The following is a 24806-nucleotide window of genomic DNA, read 5'->3' on the forward strand; positions in this document are numbered from 1 at the left end:
TCTTGAAAGGCGGCGTCTGGGCCACAGCTTAGAACCATCGGATTCACCACATTCAAGTCGGCGCTGACCGGGCAAGCCCCACAGCGCCCTTCAAACAGATTTCAGGAGAAAGACACATGGGAAAGATCATCGGTATTGACTTGGGCACCACGAACTCGTGCGTGGCCGTCATGGAAGGCAACACGACGCGCGTGATTGAGAACGCCGAAGGCGCTCGCACTACCCCGTCCATCATTGCTTACCAAGAAGATGGCGAGATCCTGGTCGGCGCCTCGGCCAAGCGCCAGGCTGTCACCAACCCCAAGAACACCATCTACGCCGTCAAGCGTCTGATCGGCCGCAAGTTCAGCGAGAAAGAAGTGCAAAAGGACATCGACCTGATGCCCTACACCATCGCTGCTGCCGATAACGGCGACGCCTGGGTGGATGTGCGCGGCAAGAAGCTGGCACCTCCGCAAGTCTCGGCCGAAATCCTGCGCAAGATGAAGAAGACCGCCGAGGACTACCTCGGTGAAGAAGTGACCGAAGCCGTCATCACGGTGCCGGCCTACTTCAACGACGCCCAGCGTCAAGCCACCAAGGACGCCGGCCGCATCGCTGGCCTGGATGTCAAGCGCATCATCAACGAGCCCACCGCTGCTGCTCTGGCCTTCGGCCTGGACAAGCATGGCAAGGGCGACCGCAAGATCGCTGTGTATGACTTGGGCGGCGGCACTTTCGACGTCTCCATCATCGAAATCGCTGACGTGGACGGCGAAATGCAGTTCGAAGTGCTGTCGACCAACGGCGACACCTTCCTGGGCGGCGAAGACTTCGACCAGCGCATCATTGACTACATCGTGGCCGAGTTCAAGAAAGAACAAGGCGTCGACCTGACCAAGGACGTGCTGGCTCTGCAGCGCCTGAAGGAAGCCGCTGAAAAGGCCAAGATCGAGCTGTCGAACTCGGCCCAGACCGACGTCAACCTGCCTTACATCACCGCTGACGCGACTGGCCCCAAGCACTTGAACGTCAAGCTGACCCGCGCCAAGCTGGAGTCGCTGGTGGACGAACTGATCGAGCGCACCATCGCTCCCTGCCGCGTGGCCATGAAGGACGCTGGCATCGCCATCTCCGCCATTGACGACGTGATCCTGGTCGGCGGCATGACCCGCATGCCCAAGGTGCAGGACAAGGTCAAGGAATTCTTCGGCAAAGAGCCGCGCCGTGACGTCAACCCTGACGAAGCCGTGGCCGTGGGCGCCGCGATTCAAGGCCAGGTGCTGGGCGGCGACCGCAAGGACGTGCTGCTGCTGGACGTGACGCCTTTGTCCCTGGGCATTGAGACCCTGGGCGGCGTGATGACCAAGATGATCAAGAAGAACACCACGATCCCGACCAAGTTCTCGCAGACCTTCTCGACGGCCGACGACAACCAGCCGGCCGTGACCATCAAGGTCTACCAAGGGGAGCGCGAACTGGCCACCGGCAATAAGAGCCTGGGCGAGTTCAATCTGGAAGGCATCCCGCCGGCACCGCGCGGCACGCCCCAGATCGAAGTGAGCTTCGACATCGACGCCAACGGCATCTTGCACGTCGGCGCCAAGGACAAGGGCACCGGCAAGGAAAACAAGATCACCATCAAGGCGAACTCCGGTCTGTCTGAGGCCGAGATCGAGAAGATGGTCAAGGACGCCGAAGCCAACGCCGACGAAGACAAGAAAAAGGTCGAGTTGGTGCAAGCCAAAAACCAAGCCGACGGCATGGTGCACTCAGTGAAGAAGTCCCTGACCGAACACGGCGACAAGCTCGAAGCCGGCGAGAAGGAAAAGATCGAAGCTGCGATCACCGCCCTGGAAGAAGCCATCAAGGGCGACGACAAGGCCGACATCGAAGCCAAGACCGAAGCCCTGATGACCGCCAGCCAGAAGCTGGGCGAGAAGGTCTACGCTGACGCCCAAGGCGCCGAAGCTGCAGCCGCCGCTGCCGCAGGTGCAGCCGGTGGCGAGCAGCCGCAAGGCGCTCAGCAAGCTTCCGCCAAGCCGGCCGACGACAACGTCGTTGACGCCGAGTTCAAGGAAGTCAAAGACACCAAGTAAGGCTCCTGGCCAGGCGCTCAAGCCGCCTGGCCGGTGTTTCGCCGCCGCGTCGTAGCCCAGGGTTCAGGCCCGAAAAGCTCGTCGCGGCGCTGTTGTTTGAACTGCACGGAACCGCCCCATGGCAAAGCGTGACTATTACGAATCCCTGGGTGTCGCCAAAGGCGCCACCGAGGAAGAGATCAAAAAGGCCTATCGCAAGATGGCCATGAAGCACCACCCTGACCGCAATCAGGGTGAAGGTGCCAAGAAGGCCGAGGAGCAATTCAAGGAAGCCAAAGAGGCTTACGAGATGCTCTCCGACCCGCAAAAGCGCGCCGCCTACGACCAGTACGGCCATGCCGGCGTGGACCCGAATATGGGCGGCCGTGGCGGCCCGGGCGCGGAAGGCTTTGGCGGTTTCGCCGAGGCCTTTGGCGACATCTTTGGCGACATCTTCAACGGTGGCGGCGGTGGTGCGGGCCGGCGCGGCGGTGGCCAACAGGTCTATCGCGGCAATGACCTCAGCTACGCCATGGAAGTCACGCTGGAAGAGGCGGCGCGCGGCAAAGAATCGCAGATCCGCATCCCCAGCTGGGAAGGCTGCGAAGTCTGCAGCGGCTCCGGCGCCAAGCCCGGCACCACGGCCAAGAGCTGCGGCAGCTGCAATGGCTCGGGCACCGTGCATATGCGCCAGGGCTTCTTCTCGGTGCAGCAGACCTGCCCGCATTGCCATGGCACCGGCAAGATCATTCCCGACCCCTGCACGGCCTGTAACGGCCAGGGCAAGGTGAAGAAGAGCAAGACGCTGGAAGTCAAGATCCCGGCCGGCATCAACGAAGGCATGCGCATCCGCTCGGCCGGCAATGGTGAGCCCGGTGTGAATGGCGGCCCGGCAGGCGACCTCTACATCGAGATCCGCATCAAGCAGCACGAGATCTTCGAGCGCGATGGCGACGATCTGCACTGCACCATGCCGGTGGGCCTGACAATGGCCACGCTGGGCGGCAGCATCGAAGTGCCCACCCTGGGTGGCAAGGCCGAGATCGAGCTGCCCGAAGGCACCCAGCACGGCAAGACCTTCCGCCTGCGCGGCAAGGGCATCAAGGGCGTGCGCAGCAGCTACCCCGGCGACCTCTACTGCCACATCAGCGTGGAAACGCCGGTCAAGCTCACCGAACATCAGCGCAAGCTGATGAAGGAGCTGGACAAGAGTTTCCGCGATGGCGGCGAGCGCCACTCGCCCAATGCCAAGAGCTGGACAGACCGGGTCAAGGACATCTTCAAATGATGGCCGGGGTGACAGATCGTTGCGGGCTTCACCCGCGTCGCGCTGTCGCCGGCTGATTCAGTTCAGCCAAAGCCGTGCATTGCCCATGCGCACCCAACGCCCCGCCGCCAAACGCCGGGGCGTTTTTCATGGGCCCGGCAATGCGCATTGCTGCCGACAAGAGGGCCGGGAAGAGGGCCGACAAGAGGCGCCGGAAAAAGCCCGCATTCAAGTCCTGCGCCGCGCGGCCGATACCGCAGAAGTGAAGAAGCTCATGAAAATCTCCCTCGCTGCCCCGCCGGAACGCCTATGGCGCTGATGGACAGCAGTATTCAGAGCGCCAGCGCCCTGATCATCGACAGCAACGCCACCTCGCGCAGCCTGCTTTCAGCACAGCTGCGGGACCTGGGCGTGGCCGTTGTGCGCCAAGCCACCCGGGTGCATGACGCCCGCATGATTCTGGAGCACAAGGCCTATGACATCGTGCTGTGCGACTACCACTTCGACGGCACCGAGATGTCCGGCCAAGACCTGCTGGATGAGTTGCGCCGCGAGCAATTGCTGCCCTACTCCACCGTCTTCGTCATGGTCACCGGCGAGGCCACCTACGCCAAAGTAGCGGAAGCGGCTGAAGCCGCGCTCGACGGCTATCTGATCAAGCCCTACACCAGCGCCGCGCTGTCAGAACGACTGACCCATGCCCGCCACCGCAAGCGAGTGCTCAAAGACATCTTTGAAGCCATCGAGGCGCAGGATTTCGAGTCTGCAGCCAATCACTGTCTCAAGCGCTTCAATGCCCGCGCCGAGTTCTGGCTTTACGCCGCCCGTATCGGCGCCGAGCTGATGCTGCGGCTGGCGCGCCATGACGATGCCCGCAAACTCTACGACGCCATTGTCGAGGCCCGCACCGTGCCCTGGGCACGGCTGGGTGTGGCACGCACCGAGTTGGCCACAGGCAATACCAATGCCGCGCGTCGCACGCTGGAAACCTTGATCGGCGAGATCCCCGATTACGCCGACTCCTACGACGTCATGGGCCGGGTGCAAATGGAGCAAGGCGAAATCGCCGGCGCCCTGCGCACCTACCGCATGGCGGCCTCGCTCACGCCCGGCTGCCTGCTGCGCCAGCAAAGCTGCGGCAGCCTGGCCTTTTACGCGGGCGAGCGCACGGAAGCCCTGAAGATGCTGGAGCGCACCATGGCCACCGGCCTGCGCTCTAAGTTGTTCGACATGCTGAGCCTGATGCTGGTCGGCTTTATGCGCTTCGATGCGCGTGACACCAAGGGCCTCAAGTACGCGCAGGACGCGCTGGTGCAAGAGCTGGAACGCAAGCCCAAGGACCGCCGCTTGCAACGCTTCGACCGGGTTTTTCAAGCCTTGCGCAAGCTACAGGATCGCAAGATTGGCGATGCCCTTGAACTCTCGCGCGCCTTTGCCGCGGAGCAAGACGATGAGGACTTCAATCTGGAAGCCGCCACCTTGCTGGTGGGCTTGTGGATGCGCCTAGCTGCGCAGGACATTCAGCTCGATGAGATGGACACCTTGATGCAAAACCTGGGCCTGCGTTTTTGCACCACCAAGTCCAGCACCGAGCTGCTGGTGGCCATGGCCGAGAAGAACGAAGCCATTGCCGCCGAGTTCCAGGCCTGCCACACCAAGATTTTCGAGATCGCCGAAACGGCGATGCGCCACTCCATGCGCGGCTCGGCCCGCACCGGCGTCGAGCTGCTGATCCAGCAAGGCGAAGCCACCCGCAATGCCAAGCTGATCGACATGGCCGCCCTGGTGCTCAAGCGCCATGCCGAGAAGATTGACGACGCCCCCGCTTTGGCCGAACGCATCAACAGGCTGCAAGAGCTCTACGTACTGCCGCTAGGCATCAGCAATAGCCGCAGCCGCGCCGCTGGTGGTTTGGCATTGCGGACCTAAGAGTCCGCTGACAAGCCGGGCCTGGCACCGCGAGCCCCAGCACCGACGCATAGGCCGCTTGACCCCACGGTTGTCAACCCGCTCCGTCACAAAGGGGCGCTAGACTGGCTCGGTCACATGCTTGAGGTTCAGTCGCCACTGAGCCCCGCCACTTCAGCCAAGGAGTATGCAAATGTCCGCCACACCCAGTTACCAAACCGGCCGTTGGTCCATGCACTTTGAGGAAATCGACCAGGAAATCGCCACCCTGGCCCTGATGTGCGAGGTGCCGCTGCTGAACCCCGGCGTGATTGAACGCGTACTTGCCAATGAGCCCGCCGTCTGCGGCAAAGACAAGCCCGCCAGCTTCGCCAAGCTGCGCGGCCTGCTGATGATGCATTACTCCGACCAGAATCGCGCCATGGTGGCGCTGGGCGAAGAACAAGCCATGGCCATGATCAACGAGGTCATCGAGCGCCTGCGCGCACGTTTTGGCGACCGCCTGGGCACGCCGGCGGCCTGAGCGGTAAGACAGCGCCCTACCCGGGGGCGGTGAAGCCTGGGACAAAAGCTAGCGCGACGCTGCGAGCTCAGAAAAGCTGCCCTTGCCTAGACGCTTCTGAGTCGAGGTCGCATTGGCCCGCCCCCTGCTCTTGTACAGACGTACCCGGCAGTGCTTGCGGGCGCTGAAACTGGGTCAGGTCCAGAGCGAAGCGTTCGCGGTTCAGACCCAGGCGGGCACAAGCCTTCTTCATGCGCTGATGCATCAAGTCAGCCCACAAGCCCACACCGCGCATCCGCTGGCCAAAACGGCTGTCGTTATCACGGCCATCACGCATCTCGCGCACCCGCGCCATGACGCGGGCGGCCTTGTCCGGCACATGCTGCTGCAACCAATCCTGAAACAAGGGGTTGACCTCCCAGGGTAAGCGCAGCGGGATGCTGAAAGCGGTGCGCGCGCCAAGCGCGGCGGCGGCCTCCAGAATCCACTCCAACTCCGGCTCGTTGAGAAAGGGGATCAGCGGCGACACGCTCACCCCCACCGGCACGCCCGCCTCGGCCAGGGTCTTGATCAGCTGTAAACGCCGTTGCGGCGCAGCCGCCCGCGGCTCCAAGATGCGCGCGAGGTGCCCATCCAGCGTCGTCACCGAAACATAGACCGACACCAGGCCGGCCTGTGCCATCGGGGCCAGCAAATCGAGGTCGCGTTCAATGCCGGCGGACTTGGTGACGATGGACACGGGGTGGCGATGTTCGCTCAGCACCTCGATCAAACCCCGCGTGATGCGCAGCTTGCGCTCGATGGGCTGGTAGGCATCGGTGGCTGCCCCGAGGCAGAGCAGCTGCGGCCGGTAACTGGGCCGCGCGAACTCAGCGCGCAGCCGTTCGGCGGCGTTCACTTTGGCGATGATGCGCGTCTCGAAGTCCAGCCCCGGCGACAGATTCAGATAGCTGTGCGTCGGCCGAGCGAAGCAGTAAACGCAGCCATGCTCACAGCCCCGATAAGGGTTGATGGACAAGTCGAAGGGGATGTCCGGCGACTGATTGCCGGTGAGGATTTTGCGCGCCCGCTCCTCGATGATTTCGGTGCGGGGCGGCAGCGTTTGCTCATCGGCCTGCTGCGTCAGCGTACCCCAGCCGTCGTCGAATTGCTCGCGCTCGTCCCTGCTGAAGCGGTGCGCCAGCGCCCAAGCCGTGCCGCGGCCTTTCAGTGCCTCGGCAGGCAAATAGATCGGGGGCTGGGCGGGTTTGGACGAGGTCTGGGGCTTAGGCTTGGCAGGCATACTGTATATTCATACAGTATGGCGATAATGTCCAGCCCAAAAACTCAGTATTCCGCGCCGGCCGGGCTCACGTAGTCGGGCGCCAAGTTTTCGAACTTGGTGTGCATGCGCTGGAAGAAGAGCTTGACCGTGCCCACCGGGCCGTTACGTTGCTTGGCGATGATGATCTCGGCCACGCCCGGCTCCTTGCACTCTTCCTTGGTGTAGTACTCGTCGCGGTAAATGAACATGATGATGTCAGCGTCCTGCTCAATGGCGCCGGATTCGCGCAAGTCGGACATCATCGGGCGCTTGTCGGGGCGCTGCTCCACGCTTCGATTCAGCTGCGAGAGCGCAATCACCGGACATTGCAGCTCCTTGGCCAAGGCCTTCAAGCCGCGCGAGATTTCGCCAATCACGGTGGCCCGGTTTTCCTCGTTGCCGCCGTTGCCGCTCATGAGCTGCAAGTAGTCAATGATGATGAGGCCGAGCTTGCCGCAAATGCGGGCCTGGCGCCGCGCACGGGCTCGCACCTCGGAAGGGCTCAGGCCGGGACTCTCATCAATGAAGATGCTGGCCTTGCCGAGCTTGTCCACCGCTTCCGACAAGCGGCCCCATTCGTCGTCATTCAAACGCCCGGTACGCAGGCGGCCCTGGTCGATGCGGCCGATCGAACCCACCATACGCATGGCCAGCTGAGCGGCACCCATTTCCATTGAGTAAATGACGACGGGCAGGCCTTCGTTGATGGCCACGTTCTCGCCGATATTCACCACGAATGCGGTCTTGCCCATGGATGGGCGCGCGGCCAAGATGATCAAGTCGCCGGGCTGGAAGCCGGCCGTCATGCGGTCCAAGTCGAAGAAGCCGGTGCGCACACCGGTCACGTCTTCAGCGCCGTTTTCGGCCAGTTCGTTGACCCGGTCGATCAGCGCCACCACCAAGTTGTCCATGCTCTGGAAACCCTGACGGCTGCGCGAGCCTTCTTCACCGATGCGGAAGATCTTGCCCTCGGCCTCGTCCAGGATCTGGGTCACGGCGCGGCCTTGAGGCGCCAGGGCCGCGGTCGCGATTTCATCGCTGGCTGTCACCAGTTTGCGCAGAATGGCGCGCTCGCGCACGATCTCGGCATAACGGCGCAAATTGGCGGCGCTTGGGACACTTTGCGCCAAGGCATTCAGATAGGCCAGGCCACCGCATTCCTCCGCCTTGCCAATCGAGGTGAGTTCCTCAAAAACGGTCACCACGTCGGCCGGTTTGGCCGCGTTGATGAGCTTGCCGGTGGCGAGGTAGATCTGCTTGTGCTCGAAGCGGTAGAAGTCGCTCTCGGTGAGCATGTCACCGGCACGGTCCCAGGCCGAGTTGTCAATCAGCAAGCCGCCCAGCACGCTTTGCTCAGCCTCGATGGAGTGCGGTGGCACCCGCAGGCGGGCGACCTCGTCATCGCGGCGTTCGGCGCTGCCGCCGGAGCCAGGCAAGGAAGGCAGGGACGGAGAAGAGAAAGTGGCGCTCATCGGGAGGACTCGGCGGTGGACGGTGCAGTATTTGGGTTGGGCGGCTGACCTCGGGGCCTGCCCCGGCCGCTCAGCTTGCCACAAAAGCGCTGTGGACAAAGCTGTGGACAAGACCGGGACAAGCGGGGATAAGTCAGCGCCCCAAAATGCAAAAAGCCGACAGCTTGATCAGCGTCGGCTTTTCCATGCTAACCCAAGCGGGTCAGCACGCAGGCGAAATTTCTTTCGCGATTTTCGTTCGCTGATTACTCAGCTTCGCGCTGCACTTGAACGCTCAACTCCACCACCACGTCGGTGTGAGGAGCCACGTTCACGGCGAACTCGCCCACAGCCTTCAGCGGGCCCAAGGGCAGACGGATCTGCGACTTGACGATGGACGCGAAGCCCATCTTGACCAGTGCGTCGGCGATGTCAGCGTTGGTGACCGAACCGAACAAACGGCCGTCCACGCCAGCCTTTTGGCTGATGACAACGGTCTTGCCAGTCAGGGTCTCGCCCAGAGCGACGGCGGTTGCCAGCTTCTCAGCAGCAGCCTTTTCCAGCTCAGCGCGGCGGGCTTCGAATTCCTTGATGGCCGCTTCGGTGGCACGACGTGCCTGGCGAGTCGGGATCAGGAAGTTGCGTGCGTAGCCGTTCTTGACGGTGACGACATCGCCCAGGTTGCCGAGGTTGGCGACTTTTTCAAGCAGAATGATTTGCATAGTGGTCTACTCCTCAGACCTTGTGCTGATCGCTGTACGGCAGCATGGCGAGGAAACGCGCACGCTTGATACAAACAGTCAGTTGACGCTGGAAGAAAGCGCGCGTGCCGGTCAAGCGGGCAGGCGTGATCTTGCCGTTTTCGCCGATGAAATCGCGCAGGGTGTCGATGTCCTTGTAGTCGATCTGCTCAACACCGGTAACGGTGAAGCGGCAGAAACGCTTACGACGGAACAGCAACGATTGGGTATTGCGCTTGGGCTTCTTGTCCTTGGAGAAGCGACCCTTGCCACGTGGTGGTGCCATTTTGTGACCTCTTTAATTTAATCCGGATTCGAACAATTCCGTGCTCAGACGATGGCGCTATTGCTGCTGCATTTCTCAAGGCCGGTGATGTGAAAGATCACACCGCGACCATTGCGTTGGGTGGTCAAAAAGCCTGTGAACAGTGCTTCTCCGCCAAGCCCCAAACTTTGCAGCCGTTTTCCCATCTCACCGATCACCACCGCTTTCAGCTCCATGGCTACTTTGCGGGGTTTGCCTGCTTCTTGAACCTGGGACTCATGCTTCAAGCAGCAGTCCAAGGCCATCAAGCCGGCCGGTGTGTATCGAACCAAACCCAGCTCCGAGAGCTGCGCCTGCAATACCAGATGGTTCAACGCAATGCGATCACTTCAAGCACAGCTGGCCTGATTAGGCCGTCGCGACTTGAGGCGCCTTGCGAGCGTCTTCGCGTTCCACGGTCTTCATCATCACCGACGGGGTTGTCTCGGCCTTGGCCTTGGCAACGGTCAGGTGACGCAACACGGCGTCGTTGAAACGGAAACCGGTTTCGAGTTCACGCAGCGTCTCAACGCTGCACTCGATGTTGACGCACAGATAGTGAGCCTTGGCCAGCTTCTGGATCAGGTAAGCCATTTGACGGCGGCCCCAATCTTCGACGCGGTGCACAGTACCACCACCGGTGGTGATCAGGCTCTTGTAGCGCTCCAGCATGGCCGGAACTTGTTCGCTTTGATCCGGATGGATCAGCAGAACGATTTCATAGTGACGCATAAGTACTCCTTGTGGATTCCAGCCCGCTTGAATGCCGACTGTTTTCAGCCAGCTGCGAAAGCTGTAGAAGCCGTGCCACGGCGTCGACTGACGTGATCACGGCAAGGGGGAACCCGCGATTCTAGCTCAGCTTTAGGGATTCGCCTAGCATTTACTTGCAAGCTCGCCCATCAAGCCGGCGGCGGGCTGCGCAGCAGGGCCAGCGTCTGCATCTGCGTCTCGTCCGGCCGCGGCGTCAGCCAGCTCACCAGCACCACCGTGGCAAAGCCCGCGGCAACACCGAACAAACCCGCCGAAACCGGCTGAATGCCCCACCACAGCTGCACCGGACCCGGCAAGCCCAGCGCCTCACGCATCCAGGGCGTGGCCACCGCCAAGTAGTAGACGGTAACGCCCAAGCCCGCCAACATCCCTGCCACCGCGCCCTGCCGATTGGCGCGGCGCCAAAAGATGCCCAGCACCAGCGCCGGGAAGAACGCCGCCCCAGCCACCGAGAAGGCGGCCGCCACCAAGAAAAGAATGTCCGCTGGCCGCTGCGCCGCCACTGCCGCTGCCGCCAAGGCCGTCACCAACAACAAGGCCTTGGACAAGGTAACGCGCCGCGTCATCACCGCCTGCGGATTGACCGTGCGGAAATAGACGTCGTGCGACAAGGCGGCCGAGATGGTCAGCAGCAAGCCATCAGCCGTGGACAAGGCCGCCGCCAGCGCACCCGCCGCCACCATGCCGGACACCACAAAAGGCAGGCCAGCCAGCTCCGGCGTCATCAGCATGATGATGTCCGAGCTGATGCGCATCTCACCAAGCTGCAAAACGCCATCCCCGTTGATGTCAGACACCGACAGCAGGCTGGAATCGACCCGGCTCCACTGCGCGATCCAGTCCGGCAACTGGCTGAAGGACTGGCCCACCAACTCGGTCAGCACTTCGTACTTGACCATCACCGCCAAGGCCGGCGCCGTGAAGTACAGCAGCGCGATAAAGAACAGCGACCAGGCCACCGACTGGCGCGCCTCGGCCACCGAAGGCGTGGTGTAAAAGCGCGTCAGCAAATGCGGCAAGCCCGCCGTGCCCACCATCAGGCAGAACATCAAGGCCAAGAAATTGCTGCGTGAATCACCAAACTGCTGCTGCTCAGCAGGCGTGCCCGCCGGGTCGCCGGCAAACACCTGACCCTGCCGCGGCATGCCGCCCAGCGGCTGGGCGCGCGAGTCGTTGAACTGCTTGGCGCGCTGCCACTGCTCCTCCGCGTCCAAGGTGGTTTTGGGCAGGGCCGCGCGGCCCTTCTCGGCCGCCTGGATCTCGGCCAGGGGCGCTTCCTGTGCTTTAAGCTTAGCCACCAGTTGCGAGGCATGCAGGCGGTCTTGAGCCAGGGCCACAGGCACATCCTGCAGCTTTTTCTCGTAGTTCGCCGCCTGCTGCGCATACAGGCCACGCACTTGCAGCTCCTTCGGGTCGTCGATCAGCTCTTGCTCGCGCAGGGTGAGCTTTTGCAGTTGATAGCCGTAGACCAGCTGCGGCAAAGGCACCCCCGTTTGCTTGGCACACAACCACACCACCGGCACCAGATAGGCGATTACCAGCACGATGTACTGCGCCACCTGCGTCCAGGTGACGGCCCGCATGCCGCCCAGAAAGGAGCACACCAAAACGCCGCCCAAGCCCACAAACACGCCGATCTCAAAGGTCAAGCCAGTCAGGCGCGAGGTGATCAGGCCCACCGCATAGATTTGCGCGACCACGTAGATGAAAGAAATAAGAATCGCCGCCGCCGCCCCGATCAGGCGTGGTGAATGGCCGCCATAGCGCGCGGCCAGAAAGTCAGGAATGGTGAACTGCCCGAAGCGCCGCAGATAGGGCGCCAGACACAGCGCCACCAGGCAAAAGCCGCCCGTCCAGCCCAGCACATAAGCCAAGCCCGCATAGCCGGCCAAATAGAGCGTGCCCGCCAGTCCAATGAAGGAGGCCGCGCTCATCCAGTCGGCGCCGGCCGCCATGCCGTTGTAGATGGCCGGCACGCGCCGGCCGGCCACATAGTATTCATCGGCGTCCGTCGTGCGGCTAAACAGACCGATGACAGCGTAGATGCCCACCGTCGCGGCCAAAAAGCAAAAGCCGATCCAAATCTTGGGCATGCCCAAGTACTCGCACACCGCCAAGCCCAGCACAAACACCACAAAGCCCAAGGTGTACCAGGCGTAGATGCGATGCAGGCGAGTCCGCAAGGCGGGCATGGGCGTGGCGGAGGAGGAGGCTTCTTGCTGAGGATTCACGGGAGATCAAAGAAAAGCGAGCCGCCATCATGCGAGCGGCGGCCGCTGGCTGTCGATAGCGAGGAACCCGCGCCCGATATGAAAACAGCCCCTCGCGGGGCTGTTGAGCTTTCAGAAAGCGGCGATTAACGCTTGGCCAGACGCTGCCAGGTCTCGATCACCGAATCCGGATTCAACGAGATCGACACGATGCCCTCGTCGGCCAACCACTCGGCGAAGTCCGGGTGGTCGCTGGGGCCCTGGCCGCAGATGCCGATGTACTTGCCGGTGGAGCGGCAGGCACTGATGGCGCGCGAAATCAAGGCCTTGACGGCGGGGTCGCGCTCGTCAAAGTCGCCGGCCAACTGCTCCAGGCCGGAATCCCGGTCCAGGCCCAGGGTCAGCTGAGTCAGGTCGTTAGAGCCAATCGACATGCCGTCGAAATGCTCCAGGAACTGGTCCGCCAGAATTGCATTGCTGGGCACTTCGCACATCATGATGACGCGCAGGCCATCGGTGCCGCCGGTGGCAGCGCGCTTGAGGCCGCGCTCAGCCAGCATCGACACCACGCGTTCGGCTTGGCGCACGGTGCGCACGAAAGGCACCATGATTTCGATATTGGTCAGTCCCATCTCGACACGCGCGCGCTTCAAAGCCTCGCACTCCATCGCGAAAGCGTCCGAGAACTCGCCGCTGATGTAGCGCGAAGCGCCGCGGAAGCCCAGCATCGGGTTTTCTTCATCGGGCTCGTAGCGCGAACCACCGATCAGCTTGCGGTACTCATTGCTCTTGAAGTCAGACAAACGCACGATCACCGGGCGCGGGAAGAAGGCGGCAGCAATGGTGGCAATGCCTTCGACCAGCTTGTCGACGTAGAAAGCGCGCGGCGAAGCGTGGCCTCGGGCCACGGATTCAACCGCCTTCTTCAAGTCAGCGTCGATGTTCGGATAGTCCAGAATCGCCTTGGGGTGGACGCCGATATTGTTGTTGATGATGAATTCAAGCCGGGCCAGACCCACGCCGCTGCTGGGCAGCTGCGCAAAGTTGAAAGCCAGCTGCGGGTTGCCCACGTTCATCATGATCTTGACGGGGCAGTAAGGCAGTTCGCCGCGATGCACTTCGCTGATTTCGGTTTCCAGCAAGCCGTCATAGATATAGCCGGTGTCGCCTTCCGAGCAGGCCACGGTGACCAGTTGGCCATCCTTGAGCTTCTCGGTCGCGTCGCCGCAACCCACCACGGCCGGGATACCCAGCTCGCGCGCAATGATGGCGGCGTGGCAGGTACGTCCGCCGCGGTTCGTGACGATGGCCGCGGCGCGCTTCATCACCGGCTCCCAGTTCGGGTCGGTCATGTCCGTCACCAGAATGTCGCCGGGCTGGACGCGGTCCATATCGGCAATGCTCTCCACCAAGCGCACCGGGCCGGTACCGATCTTCTGGCCAATGGCGCGGCCTTCGGCCAGCACGGCGCTGTGACCCTTGAGCTTGTAGCTGTGCTCGACTTGACCTTCCATCTGGCTCTTCACAGTCTCAGGGCGAGCTTGCAGGATGTAGATATGGCCATCCACGCCGTCACGGCCCCACTCGATGTCCATCGGACGCTCGTAGTGCTTCTCGATGATCATGGCGAACTTGGCCAGCTCGATCACCTCGGCGTCATTCAGCGAATAGCGGTTGCGCATTTCGGGCGCGGTATCCACCGTCTTGACCAGCTTGCCCGAGGCTGCTTTTTCGGCCGGCGTGGCGAACTCCATGCTGATCAGCTTGGAGCCGAGGTTGCGGCGGATGATGGGCAGCTTGCCGCGCGCCAGCGCGGGCTTGTGAACATAGAACTCGTCGGGGTTGACGGCGCCCTGCACCACGGTTTCACCCAGGCCGTAGCTGGAGGTGATGAAGACCACATCCTTGAAGCCGCTCTCGGTGTCGATGGTGAACATCACACCGGCCGAGCCGAGGTCAGAGCGCACCATGCGCTGCACGCCGGCGCTCAGGGCCACATCGGCATGGGCAAAGCCCTTGTGCACGCGGTAGCTGATGGCGCGGTCGTTGTAGAGGGAGGCGAAAACCTCTTTCATCTTGTGCAGCACTTCTTCGATGCCAACGACGTTCAGGAAGGTTTCTTGCTGACCGGCAAACGATGCATCAGGCAAGTCTTCGGCCGTGGCGGAAGAACGCACGGCAAAGGACACGCCGGGATTCTCAGCGGTCAGCTGCGCGAAGGAGGCGCGGATTTGTGCTTCCAGATCGGCCGGGAAAGGCTGCGCCTCCAGCCAGCCGCGGATTTCTGCACCGGCCTCGGCCAGGGCGCGCACATCGTCGGTATTGAGGCTGACCAGGCGCGCTTCGATGCGCTTGTCCAGACCTTCGTGCTTGAGGAACTCGCGAAAGGCATGGGCCGTGGTGGCGAAGCCGCCCGGCACCCGCACGCCCGAGGCGGCCAGTTGCGAGATCATTTCGCCGAGGCTGGCGTTTTTACCGCCGACCACCTCGACATCCGTCATTCTCAGATTCTCAAAGGGAACGACCAGGGCGGTCGGCTCGTAGCGTTGTGACATGGGAAAGCTCCGGGATGATAAAAAAACGGCGCTCCCGCAATGACGACGCCGCCACCGGCGCCATCCTTCAGGCTGATACAGACGGCACACTCCCCAGCGAGTTCGAATTCTTGTTGTGGGCTGAGGGGCGTCATGTGGCTGAACGGGATGATTGGCGCTGATTCTACGGGCAAGCCCGAGTGGCGCGTGCTGACATTTTTGGCACGCCAGTCTGATTTCGCTTCCCCCGCCACGCGGTAGGTCGGAGGCAACATCAGCGGGCAGTTCGGCGGCAGCAGCGGCGCCAACAGCCCTATGATGAAGCCGAACTTTTCATCGCCCACCATGCCCAATCGCACCGTGTACTTTGTCTCCGATGGCACCGGCATCACCGCCGAAACCTTCGGCAATTCCATCCTGGCCCAGTTCCCCATCAAGCCGCGCCATGTGCGCCGCCCCTTTGTCGACACCCCGGAAAAAGCCTATGCCGTGGTGCGCGAGATCAACGAGACCAGCGTGCGCGAAGGCGTGCGGGCCATCGTCTTCGCCACCCTGGTGGATCGCGATGTGCTCAAAATCGTGCGCGACCATTGCCAAGCGCGGGTGATGGACATGTTCGGCACCTTTATCGAGCCGCTGGAAGAAGAGTTCGAGGTCAAGAGCAACCACCGCGTCGGCCGCTTCTCCGATGTGGCGCGCAGCCAGGAGTACCACGACCGCATCGAGGCCATCAACTTCTCTCTCGCCCATGACGACGGCCAATCGGCCAAGAATCTGGATGTGGCCGATGTGATCCTGGTCGGCGTGTCGCGCAGCGGCAAGACACCCACCTCGCTCTACTTGGCCATGCAGCACGGCATCAAGGCCGCCAACTATCCGCTGATCCCCGAAGACTTCGAGCGCGGCCGCCTGCCCTCGATGCTGGTGGCGCACAAGCGCAAATGCTTTGGCCTGACGATCGACCCTGAGCGCCTGAGCCAGATCCGCAACGAGCGCCGCCCCGGCAGCAAGTACGCCGACATGATGAACTGCCGCTACGAGGTCAACGAGGCCGAGGCGATGATGAAGAAGGACGGCATTGCCTGGCTGTCGTCCACGCACAAATCCATCGAAGAGATCGCCACCACCATTCTGCGCGACCTGCGACCCGACCGCCTGATCTACTGAGGTGCCCGGCTCCGCTCTTGCCCTGGTGCTGGCCGCCGCGCTGCTGCATGCCTTGTGGAACTTTGCGGCCAAAAAGGCCGGCGGCAACCATCACTTCGCCCTCGCCTCCGCATTGACGGTCAGCGTGATCTGGCTGCCGGTCGTTTGGATCGTCGGCTGGGAAGTGGTTGCCGGCTTCGACAGCAAGACTTGGGGCGTGCTGATGGCCACAGCCTTGCTGCACCTGCTCTATTTCAATGCCTTGCTGACGGGCTACCGCCTGGCCGACTTAACCGTGGTCTACCCAGTGGCGCGCGGCAGTGCGCCGGCCATGTCGGCCATTGCCGCCGTGTTCTTGCTGGGCGAGCACCTGGGCCTGCGCGGCGGCCTGGGCTTGCTGGCGGTGGTGCTGGGCATTGTTTTGATTGCCGCCGGGCCGGGGCTGTGGCGCCCGCGCACGGGGGAGGCCCATCGGCGCCGCAAGCTGGGCCTGCTCTGGGGCGGAATCACCGGCGTCTTGATCGCGGGCTACACCGTGGTGGACGGTTATGCCATCAAGGTCTTGCTGATCTCGCCGCTGCTGCTTGACTATTTCAGCAATCTGCTTCGCGTGCCCTTCATGCTGCCCGGCCTGTGGCGCGACCCGCAGGGCTTTGCCGCCGCGCTCAGTCAGCAATGGCGCTATGTGCTGCTGGTGGCGGTGTGCAGCCCGCTGGCTTACATCTTGGTGCTCTACGCCATGCAATTGGCGCCGCTGTCGCGGGTGGCTCCCACTCGCGAGGTCTCGATGCTGTTTGCCGCCCTGCTGGGCGGGCAATTGCTGAAGGAAGGCGAGCGCGGCTGGCGCTTGGCCGGCGCGGCCTGCATCGCGGGCGGCGTGATCGACCTGAGCCTATAGATTCACAAGCGCTGGCGGGCGCTCTCGTACAGGCAAATGGCCGCGGCGCTGCCCACATTGAGCGACTCCTCGCCGCCCGGCTGTGGGATGCCCACGGTCAAGGCGCAGCGCTGCATCAACTCAGGCTGCACGCCCTGCCCTTCATGACCCATCACCCAAGCGCAGGGCTGGGGCAAGGCGATTTGGTGGATCTGCGACTCGGCGTAGGAGCTGGTGGCGATCAGCGGCACTTGCAGGCGATCCAGATCGGCCGGGCTCAGGCCCTCGATCAAGCGCAGGCCGAAATGCGCGCCCATGCCGGCACGTAAGACCTTGGGCGACCACAGCGCCGCCGTGCCCTTCAAAGCCAGCACTTGCTTGAAGCCGAACGCTGCCGCGTTGCGCAGAATGGTGCCCACATTGCCGGCATCCTGCAGACGGTCCAGCACGACGGAATCCAGGCGAGGGCTGAGGTCTTGGCCATCGTCATGCGGCACTTCAAAGCCGATCTGCGCCGGCGACTCCAGGCCGCTGATGCTCTTAAACAGCGCAGCCGGCACCACCAAGATCTTGGGCGCGGCATCGGCCAAGGCTCGCAGTGCCGGGTCCTGGGCGGCCGCTTCGGTGATGACGGCAAGCGTCACCGCATGGCCGCGCTGCAGGCAGGCGCGCACCAAGTGGTCACCTTCCAGCCAGACGGAACCCAGCTTGCGGTAAGCGCCACCGTCTTGGCTGAGCTTGCGCAGGCGTTGCAGGGCGGGGTTGTCCCGCGAGGTGATGTGATGCAGCTGGCTCATTTACTTGCTTGACTCTAAAACTGCACGCACCGGCCCGAAGGTACGGCGGTGCCAGGCGGTGACGCCGTGCGCGCGCAAGGCAGCCAGATGCTCGGCCGTGGGGTAGCCCTTGTGGGTGGCGAAGCCATAGGCCGGGTGGGCTTCATGCATGGCGATGCATTGGCGGTCGCGATGCACCTTGGCCAGGATGGAAGCGGCCGAAATGGCTTGCACCTTGGCATCGCCCTTGACGATGGCTTCGGCCGGAATCTTCAGCACCGGCAGGCGGTTGCCGTCCACCTGCACGAAGCTGGGCTTCAAACGCAAGCCCTCGACCGCGCGCCGCATCGCCAGCATGGTGGCTTGCAAAATATTTAGGCGGTCAATTTCCTCGACCGAGGCCTCGGCGATGCAGCAGCACAGGGCTTTGGCGCGGATTTCATCAAACAGCAACTCGCGCTTTTTTTCGCTCAGGATCTTGGAGTCGCGCAGGCCCATGATGGGCGCGGCCTCATCCAGAATCACCGCCGCCGCCACCACTGGGCCGGCCAGGGGGCCACGGCCGGCTTCATCCACGCCGGCCAGCAAACCCGCGCCGGCCCAGACCAGGCCCAGCTGCTCAGGCGCGGCCATCAATGACTTGGGCGATGGCATCGCTGGCCTTTTGCGCGGTATTGCAACGCAGCAGTTCGTGTTGTTGGGCAAAGCGCGCCTGCACCTTGGCATAACGCTCAGGTTCAGCGAGCCAGGCCAAGCCCTCACGCGCCAGCGCTTCTGGCGTACACGCGTCTTGAATCAGCTCGGGCACCAAAAATTCGCGCGCCAGCACATTCGGCAGGCCCACCCAGGGCTGGTAGTTCTTGCCCTGCATGCGCCACCAGTTCAGCCAATGCATGCGGTAGGCAATCACCATCGGGCGTTTGAACAAGGCCGCCTCCAGCGTGGCGGTACCGCTGGCCACCAGCGTCACATCACAAGCCGCCAGGGCTTCGTGCGAGCGACCGTCGAGCAACTGCAAATTGAGCCTAGGCGCCAAGCGCGCCACCAGGGGCTCGATCAGCGGGCGCAAACCCGGAGCCACCGGCATCACAAAACGGATGTCGGGCCTGGCCTGCTGCATCAGCAGCGCGGCCTGCAAAAAGGGCTCGGCGATGTAACGAATCTCGCTGCGCCGGCTGCCCGGCAACAGCGCCACCACCGTATCCGTCTCACTCAAACCCAGCGCGGCACGGCTCTGCGCCTTGGGCGGCTCCAGCGGGATCGCATCAGCCAGGGGATGTCCCACATAGGTGGCGGCGATGCCATGCTTGTGCAGCAACTCGGGCTCGAAGGGGAAGAGGCACAGCACATGGTCGGCCGAGCGTTTGATCTTCTCGACCCGCTCGGCACGCCAGGCCCAAATGGAAGGGCAAACGAAATGAATCGTCTTGATGCCGCCTTCGCGCAGGCGCTGCTCCAGGCCGAAATTGAAATCGGGGGCGTCGATGCCGATGAAGGCGACCGGCCGCTCGGGGCCGGCTAACAAGCGATTACCCAGCTGGCGACGAATCGACAGCAGCTCGCGCAGATTCAGCAGCGCATCCACATAGCCAAAAATGCTCAGCTTGCTGTGCGGCCACCAGGCCTCGAAGCCTTGCTCGGCCATGCGCGGGCCACCGATGCCTTGCGAGCGCAGCACGGGCCAGCGCGTGCGCAAGCCAGCCAGCATCATGCCGGCCAGCAAATCGCCGGAGGCCTCGCCGGCCACCATGCCAATGGACAGGGCCCGAGGCGAAAGTTCTGTCATGACTGCTTTAGCGCACGATGCCGCGCGTGGCGGCGGCGAGAAAGTTCAGCATCAAGTCCACATCCTCGTCAGCGCCCTGCCCGCGCAGCTCGGCAATGGCTTGCTGCGACTGCTCCAGCGTCAGCGAAGAGCGGTACAGGCGTTTGTGGATCTGCTTGATCACCGCGATGCGCTCGGCCGAGAAGCCGCGCCGCTTCAGCCCCACCGCATTGACGGCACGCGCCGCCAGCGGGTTGCCGTCCACCGTCATGAAAGGCGGCACATCTTGCGCCACATGGCCTTGGAAGCCGACCATGGCATGGGCACCGATCTTGACGAACTGGTGCACGCCGGACAGGCCACCGATGGTGGCCCAATCGCCCACATGCACATGGCCCGCCAGCGTGGCGTTATTAGCCAGCACGATGTGGTTGCCCAGCCGCACATCGTGAGCGATGTGGACGTAAGCCATCAAGAGATTGTCGCTGCCCAGGCGGGTCACGCCTTCGTCTTGCGCCGTTCCCAGATTGATGGTGCAGAACTCCCGGAAGGTGTTGCGATCGCCGATCACCAACTCGGTCGGCTCACCCGCGTACTTCATGTCCTGCGGCACCGCGCCGATGGAATTGAATTGAAAGATCTTGTTGCCGGCGCCAATAGAGGTGCGGCCTTCGATCACGCAATGCGGGCCCACCACCGTGCCGGCGCCGATGCGCACATGCGGGCCGATCAGCGTGTAGGCCCCGACCGCGACCGAGCTGTCCAGCTGCGCGGCGGGGTCGATGATGGCGGTCGGGTGAATCAAGCTCATGGGCCCTGCACCTTTCAGAGGGCGTCGATCTTGCGCATGGTGCAGATCAGCTGCGCTTCTGCCGCCAGGGCTTCACCCACAAAGGCCTTGCCGGTGAATTTGAAGATGCCGGCCTTGGCGCGGTCCAGCGTCACTTCCAGGCGCAGCTGGTCACCGGGCTCCACAGGCCGCTTGAAGCGGGCGTTATCGATGCCGGCGAAGTACACGACCGTGCTGTCATCCAGCTTGATGTCCGAGCTTTCCAGGGCCAGCAAGGTGGCGACTTGCGCCATGGATTCGAGAATCAGCACACCCGGCATGACCGGGCGATGCGGGAAATGGCCAACGAAATAAGGCTCGTTGATGCTGACGTTCTTGATCGCCAGAATGCGCTTGCCGGCTTCAACCTCCAGCACACGATCCACCAGCAAAAGCGGGTAGCGGTGGGGGAGTTTCTTGAGGATGCTGTGGATGTCCATGGTCATGTGTTCTTTTTCTCTAGCTCGCGCAAACGGGTGCGCAAGGCATGCAATTGTCTCAGGGTGGCCGCGTTCTTCTCCCAGCTGGCATTTTCCTCGAAGGGATAGGCGCCGCTGTAGAGCCCGGGTTTGCTGATGCTGCGGCTGATCAGAGTGGCGGCCGACACATGCACATGGTCGGCCAAACTCAGGTGGCCAACGATATTGGCCGCGCCGGCAATGGTGCAAAAGGCGCCGATCTTGGTGCTGCCCGCAATCGCGGTACAGCCAGCAATCGCCGTATGCCGCCCGATGTGCACGTTATGGGCAATCTGAATCTGGTTGTCCAGCTTGACGCCGTCTTCCAGCACCGTGTCGGCCAAGGCGCCACGGTCGATGCAGGTGTTGGCGCCGATCTCGACATCGTCGCCAATGCGCACATTGCCGAGTTGCTCGATCTTGACCCAGCCAGAAGCATCACCGGCCTTGAAATTGGGCGCAAAGCCAAAGCCGTCGGCGCCAATCACAACGCCGCTATGCACGATGCCGCGCGCGCCAATCTGGCAGCCAAAACCCACGGTGACGCTGGCACTCAAGCGCGTACCTGCACCGATGCGGGCGCCCTGCCCGATCACGCAATGGGGGCCGATGCGCGCGCCCTCACCGATCTCCACATCCGCTTCGATCACCACCAGCGGGCCGATGTCGACACCAGCACCCAAACGGGCCGAGGGATCAATCACCGCGCTGGGATGCACCCGCGCAGGCGCTTGTGGGCGCATGCGCGCCGCCCACCACTGGGTTAGGCGTGCGAAGTAGAGGTAAGGGTCGGGCGTGACGATGGCGGCCGAAATGGCGACACCGGCATCAGCGCCACGGGCCGCAGCCGCTTCAGCAAAGGCCGGCGCCACGATCACGCAAGCCGCCTGCGTTTGCGACAGTTGCGCTTGGTACTTGGGATTGGCCAAAAAGCTGATGGACTGACCATCGGCTTCGTCCAGCGGCGCGATGCGCGCGATGGGCGTTTGCGCCTCACCAAGAAGATCGCCGCCCAAGGCGGCGATCAGATCAGCTAGGTGAACCGTGGTGGTCACCGGCGAAATCACTTCTGCGCGTTGAGCGCGTCGATCACCTTCTTGGTGATGTCCACACGCGGGCTGAACATGATGGCATCTTGCACGATCAGGTCGTACTTCTCGGCGTCGAAGATTTGCTTGATCACCTTGTTGGCACGATCAACCATCACCGACATTTCTTCGTTCTTGCGCTGGGTCAGGTCTTCTTGCCACTCGCGGCGCTTGCGCTGCAGTTCGCGGTCGGTCTCGACCAGATCGCGTTGGCGGCGGGTGCGCTCGGCTTCGCTCAGGGTCGGGGCATCTTTCTCAAGCTTCTCGGCAGCGCCGCGCAGCTTTTGTTCGGTGTCCTTCAGATCCTTCTCGCGCTTGCCGAATTCAGCTTCCAGCTTGCTAGCCGCAGCCTTGCCGATATTGGCTTCGCGCATCACGCGGTCGCTGTTCACATAGCCGATCTTGAGTTCCTGGGCCTGTGCAGCAGACACACCGGACAAGGCCGACACCGACAACATGGCGGACAGTGCCACCGCTTTCAAAGACAAGCTTTTCATCAGAATGCATTCCCGATCTGGAATTGGAATTTCTCGATTCTATCTGTGGGTTTCTTGCGCATCGGTGAGCCATAGCTCAAACGCAGGGGGCCCATTGGCGAAATCCAGCTCAAGCCCACACCTGCGGAGGAGCGGAATGAGTCGAAGTCCACCTTCTCTTGCGGACCCCAGACATTGCCGGCGTCCACGAAGCCAAAGAATCGGAAGGTTTTGTCGTTGCCGCCGCCGGGCACCGGCAGGTAAAGCTCGGCATTGATGTTGATGCGGCGATTGCCACCGGAGTAGGAGCCGGTCACGTCCACCGGGCCCAGCGAGCCCGCCTCGAACACCCGCACAGAACCCAGGCCACCGGCGTAGAAGTTCTTGAAGATGGGGTAAGGCTTGCCAGCCAAGCCCTGGCCCCAGCCGATTTCGCTGTTCAGGCCCAGGGTGATCTTGTTGGTGATCGGGATGTATTCCTGGTACTGCACATTGGCGCGGCCGTATTGCGCATCACCAAAAGTGCTCAGCTCCAGGTTGACCCGGGCGAAGCGGCCGACCGTGGGCGAGATGATGCTGTCGCGGTTGTCACGAGCCCAACCGATGGTGAAGGGCCACTCCGAGCTGTCCTTGCCGAACTGGCGACCGTAGAGCAAATAGCTATTGGGCAGACCAGCCGTCGTGCTCATGCGGGTACGGGCATAGCCGAAGCCGAAGAACACGGTGTCGATTTCCGAGAAGGGCACACCGAAGCGGATCGAGCCGCCATGGGTGATCAGCTCGTACTGCTCGCCCAAGGTGTTGATTGGCTTTTGAGTCCGATAGAACACGTCGAAGGAGCGCGAGATGCCGTCCACCGTGAAGTAAGGATCGGTCTCGCTGATCACCAGCGCGCGGCCAGTTGATGCGGTATTGACTTGGATACCCAGGGAATGGCCGGAGCCGAAAATATTGTCCTGCTGGATCGAGCCGGTCAGCGACAGCTTTTGCTGGCTGGAGTAACCCGCGCCCACCATGATGTTGCCGGTGGGGCGCTCCACCACGGTCAGCAGCACGTCCACCTGGTCTTGGGTGCCGGGGACTTCCTGGGTGTCGATGGTCACTTCACCTTGCTTGAAGTAGCCCAGACGCTCAACCCGGTCTTTCGAAGCCTTGATGCGCTGGCCGTCGTACCAGGCCGATTCGAACTGGCGGAACTCGCGGCGGATCACTTCGTCCCGTGTGCGGGTATTGCCACCGATGATGACCTTGCGGACATAAACGCGGCGCGCTGGGTCACCGGTGAAGGTGACCACGACCTGGCCGGTGGCCTTGTCGATTTCAGGCCGGCTATCGACCCGCGCAAAGGCGTAGCCGAAGGTGCCGTAGTAGTCGCTGAACAAGCGCGTGGTCTGGGCCACGGCCTCGCCTTGATAGGGCTGGCCAGGCTTGAGTTGAATCAGGCGCTTGAAGTCTTCTTCACGGCCCAGGAACTCACCTTCGAGCTTGACGGCCGTGACGGTGTAGGGCTGACCCTCGTTAACCGTGATGGCCACGCTGATGCTTTGCTTATCCGGCGAGATCGTCACCTGGGTGGAGGTGACGGCGAACTCCAGATAGCCGCGATTCAGGTAGTAGGAGCGCAGCGTTTCCAAGTCAGCATTGAGCTTAGAGCGCGAATAGCGGTCGGTCTTGGTGTACCAAGTCAGCCAGCCCGAGGTGGTCTGCTCCATCAGGCCCAGCAGCGTGCTCTCGGAGAACACCTTGGAGCCGAGGATGCGCACCTCACCGATCTTGGCGGGCTCGCCCTCGGTCACGGCGAAGCTGACGTTGACGCGATTGCGCTCCAGCGGCGTGATCGTGGTTGTGACCTCGGCGCCGTACAAGCTGCGCGTCAGGTACTGGCGCTTCAACTCTTGCTCGGCACGGTCGGCCAGGGCCTTGTCGAAGGGCTTGCCCTCGCCAATGCCCACGTCCTTGAGCGACTTGGTCAGCGCCTCGGTGTCGAACTCTTTCAGGCCGACAAAGCTGACGTTGGCAATGATGGGGCGCTCTTCAATGATGACCACAGCGGAGCTGCCGTCGATATTGATGCGCACATCTTTGAACAAGCCAGTGGCAAACAAGGCGCGCAAGGCAGCCGCGCCCTTGTCGTCGTTGTAGGTGTCGCCAATCCGAAAGGGCAGCGACGCGAACACGGTACCGGGGTCGGTCCGATTCAGGCCCTCCACCCGGATGTCCTTGATGACGAAGGGATCCACCGCCCAGGCGGCGCCTGACTGCAGTGTGGCCACCAAGGCCAAAGTCAGGATCGAGGCGCGCTTGGGCGCACCTATTCTTCTTAGAAATGAGGACATGCTTA

At 62.6% G+C, this 24806-nt stretch carries 24 protein-coding genes; 7 read left to right on the forward strand and 17 right to left on the reverse strand.

The features are described from left to right. Window positions 1-116: 116 nt before the first annotated feature. The 5 genes from dnaK (at window position 117) to AABB87_RS14040 (ending at window position 5755) form a co-directional block, all read left to right on the forward strand. Window positions 117-2078, forward strand: a complete 1962-nt coding sequence (gene dnaK / locus AABB87_RS14020; RefSeq protein WP_058720333.1) for a molecular chaperone DnaK — start codon at window positions 117-119, stop codon at window positions 2076-2078. Window positions 2079-2196: 118 nt separating this feature from the next. After that, window positions 2197-3345: a molecular chaperone DnaJ gene (gene dnaJ / locus AABB87_RS14025; RefSeq protein ID WP_341971817.1), complete on the forward strand. Its 1149-nt coding sequence runs from the start codon at window positions 2197-2199 to the stop codon at window positions 3343-3345. A gap of 85 nt (window positions 3346-3430) precedes the next feature. Further along, entirely contained in the window at window positions 3431-3643 is a 213-nt protein-coding gene (locus AABB87_RS14030) for a hypothetical protein (protein ID WP_341971818.1), read from the forward strand. Then, window positions 3643-5253, forward strand: coding sequence for a response regulator (locus AABB87_RS14035; RefSeq protein WP_341971819.1), 1611 nt, complete (start codon window positions 3643-3645; stop codon window positions 5251-5253). The genes AABB87_RS14030 and AABB87_RS14035 overlap by 1 nt, the downstream gene beginning before the upstream one ends. 172 nt (window positions 5254-5425) lie before the next feature. After that, a complete protein-coding gene (locus AABB87_RS14040) occupies window positions 5426-5755 on the forward strand; it encodes a hypothetical protein (protein WP_058720336.1) in 330 nt (109 codons plus the stop codon). A 67-nt stretch (window positions 5756-5822) separates the two neighbouring features. Here the strand turns inward: AABB87_RS14040 and AABB87_RS14045 are convergent, their stop codons facing one another. From AABB87_RS14045 to AABB87_RS14085, 9 genes are all read right to left on the reverse strand, one after another. Then, complete coding sequence (locus AABB87_RS14045; protein ID WP_341971820.1) at window positions 5823-7016, reverse strand: PA0069 family radical SAM protein; 1194 nt, start codon at window positions 7014-7016, stop codon at window positions 5823-5825. Between the two features lie 44 nt (window positions 7017-7060). After that, window positions 7061-8509, reverse strand: coding sequence for a replicative DNA helicase (dnaB, locus tag AABB87_RS14050; protein ID WP_058720355.1), 1449 nt, complete (start codon window positions 8507-8509; stop codon window positions 7061-7063). A gap of 245 nt (window positions 8510-8754) precedes the next feature. Next, on the reverse strand, window positions 8755-9210 hold the full coding sequence (gene rplI / locus AABB87_RS14055) for a 50S ribosomal protein L9 (RefSeq protein ID WP_058720356.1): 456 nt from the start codon (window positions 9208-9210) through the stop codon (window positions 8755-8757). A 13-nt stretch (window positions 9211-9223) separates the two neighbouring features. Then, window positions 9224-9514, reverse strand: coding sequence for a 30S ribosomal protein S18 (gene rpsR, locus AABB87_RS14060; RefSeq protein ID WP_058720357.1), 291 nt, complete (start codon window positions 9512-9514; stop codon window positions 9224-9226). A 44-nt stretch (window positions 9515-9558) separates the two neighbouring features. Next, a complete protein-coding gene (priB, locus tag AABB87_RS14065; RefSeq protein WP_341971821.1) occupies window positions 9559-9867 on the reverse strand; it encodes a primosomal replication protein N in 309 nt (102 codons plus the stop codon). A gap of 34 nt (window positions 9868-9901) precedes the next feature. Further along, window positions 9902-10264, reverse strand: a complete 363-nt coding sequence (gene rpsF / locus AABB87_RS14070) for a 30S ribosomal protein S6 (protein WP_058720359.1) — start codon at window positions 10262-10264, stop codon at window positions 9902-9904. Window positions 10265-10434: 170 nt separating this feature from the next. Next, window positions 10435-12498 carry a sodium:solute symporter family protein gene (locus tag AABB87_RS14075; RefSeq protein ID WP_341971879.1) on the reverse strand — a complete coding sequence of 688 codons (2064 nt, stop codon included), beginning with the start codon at window positions 12496-12498 and terminating at the stop codon, window positions 10435-10437. Window positions 12499-12662: 164 nt separating this feature from the next. Continuing rightward, a complete protein-coding gene (gene ppsA / locus AABB87_RS14080; RefSeq protein WP_058720361.1) occupies window positions 12663-15071 on the reverse strand; it encodes a phosphoenolpyruvate synthase in 2409 nt (802 codons plus the stop codon). After that, window positions 15020-15409, reverse strand: a complete 390-nt coding sequence (locus AABB87_RS14085; RefSeq protein WP_341971823.1) for a hypothetical protein — start codon at window positions 15407-15409, stop codon at window positions 15020-15022. The genes ppsA and AABB87_RS14085 overlap by 52 nt, the downstream gene beginning before the upstream one ends. On the opposite strand from AABB87_RS14085, the gene ppsR reads away from it, so the two are divergent. Together ppsR and AABB87_RS14095 are read left to right on the forward strand one after the other, a co-directional pair. Further along, on the forward strand, window positions 15396-16217 hold the full coding sequence (gene ppsR, locus AABB87_RS14090; protein ID WP_058720362.1) for a posphoenolpyruvate synthetase regulatory kinase/phosphorylase PpsR: 822 nt from the start codon (window positions 15396-15398) through the stop codon (window positions 16215-16217). The genes AABB87_RS14085 and ppsR overlap by 14 nt on opposite strands. Window position 16218: 1 nt before the next feature. Next, complete coding sequence (locus AABB87_RS14095) at window positions 16219-17094, forward strand: EamA family transporter (RefSeq protein WP_341971824.1); 876 nt, start codon at window positions 16219-16221, stop codon at window positions 17092-17094. A 2-nt stretch (window positions 17095-17096) separates the two neighbouring features. Here AABB87_RS14095 and AABB87_RS14100 read toward each other — a convergent pair whose 3' ends face one another. Genes AABB87_RS14100 through bamA form a run of 8 tightly spaced genes read right to left on the reverse strand, consistent with a single transcriptional unit; the run spans window position 17097 to window position 24801 of the window. Beyond that, the gene (locus tag AABB87_RS14100; protein WP_341971825.1) at window positions 17097-17870 is read right to left on the reverse strand and encodes a TrmH family RNA methyltransferase; all 774 of its coding nucleotides are present in this window, start codon (window positions 17868-17870) and stop codon (window positions 17097-17099) included. Further along, a complete protein-coding gene (rnhB, locus tag AABB87_RS14105) occupies window positions 17871-18503 on the reverse strand; it encodes a ribonuclease HII (protein ID WP_341971826.1) in 633 nt (210 codons plus the stop codon). Further along, window positions 18469-19635, reverse strand: coding sequence for a lipid-A-disaccharide synthase (gene lpxB, locus AABB87_RS14110; protein ID WP_341971827.1), 1167 nt, complete (start codon window positions 19633-19635; stop codon window positions 18469-18471). The genes rnhB and lpxB overlap by 35 nt, the downstream gene beginning before the upstream one ends. Window positions 19636-19642: 7 nt before the next feature. Next, entirely contained in the window at window positions 19643-20425 is a 783-nt protein-coding gene (gene lpxA, locus AABB87_RS14115; protein ID WP_341971828.1) for an acyl-ACP--UDP-N-acetylglucosamine O-acyltransferase, read from the reverse strand. Window positions 20426-20439: 14 nt separating this feature from the next. Next, on the reverse strand, window positions 20440-20883 hold the full coding sequence (fabZ, locus tag AABB87_RS14120) for a 3-hydroxyacyl-ACP dehydratase FabZ (RefSeq protein WP_058722291.1): 444 nt from the start codon (window positions 20881-20883) through the stop codon (window positions 20440-20442). Window positions 20884-20885: 2 nt separating this feature from the next. Beyond that, complete coding sequence (gene lpxD, locus AABB87_RS14125; RefSeq protein WP_341971829.1) at window positions 20886-21956, reverse strand: UDP-3-O-(3-hydroxymyristoyl)glucosamine N-acyltransferase; 1071 nt, start codon at window positions 21954-21956, stop codon at window positions 20886-20888. An 8-nt stretch (window positions 21957-21964) separates the two neighbouring features. Further along, window positions 21965-22486, reverse strand: coding sequence for an OmpH family outer membrane protein (locus AABB87_RS14130; RefSeq protein WP_058720368.1), 522 nt, complete (start codon window positions 22484-22486; stop codon window positions 21965-21967). After that, a complete protein-coding gene (bamA, locus tag AABB87_RS14135; protein ID WP_058720369.1) occupies window positions 22486-24801 on the reverse strand; it encodes an outer membrane protein assembly factor BamA in 2316 nt (771 codons plus the stop codon). The genes AABB87_RS14130 and bamA overlap by 1 nt, the downstream gene beginning before the upstream one ends. Between the last annotated feature and the right edge of the window lie 5 nt (window positions 24802-24806).

Origin of the sequence: Roseateles sp. PN1 (genome assembly GCF_038419725.1) — a bacterium.
Lineage (GTDB): Bacteria > Pseudomonadota > Gammaproteobacteria > Burkholderiales > Burkholderiaceae_C > Paucibacter_A.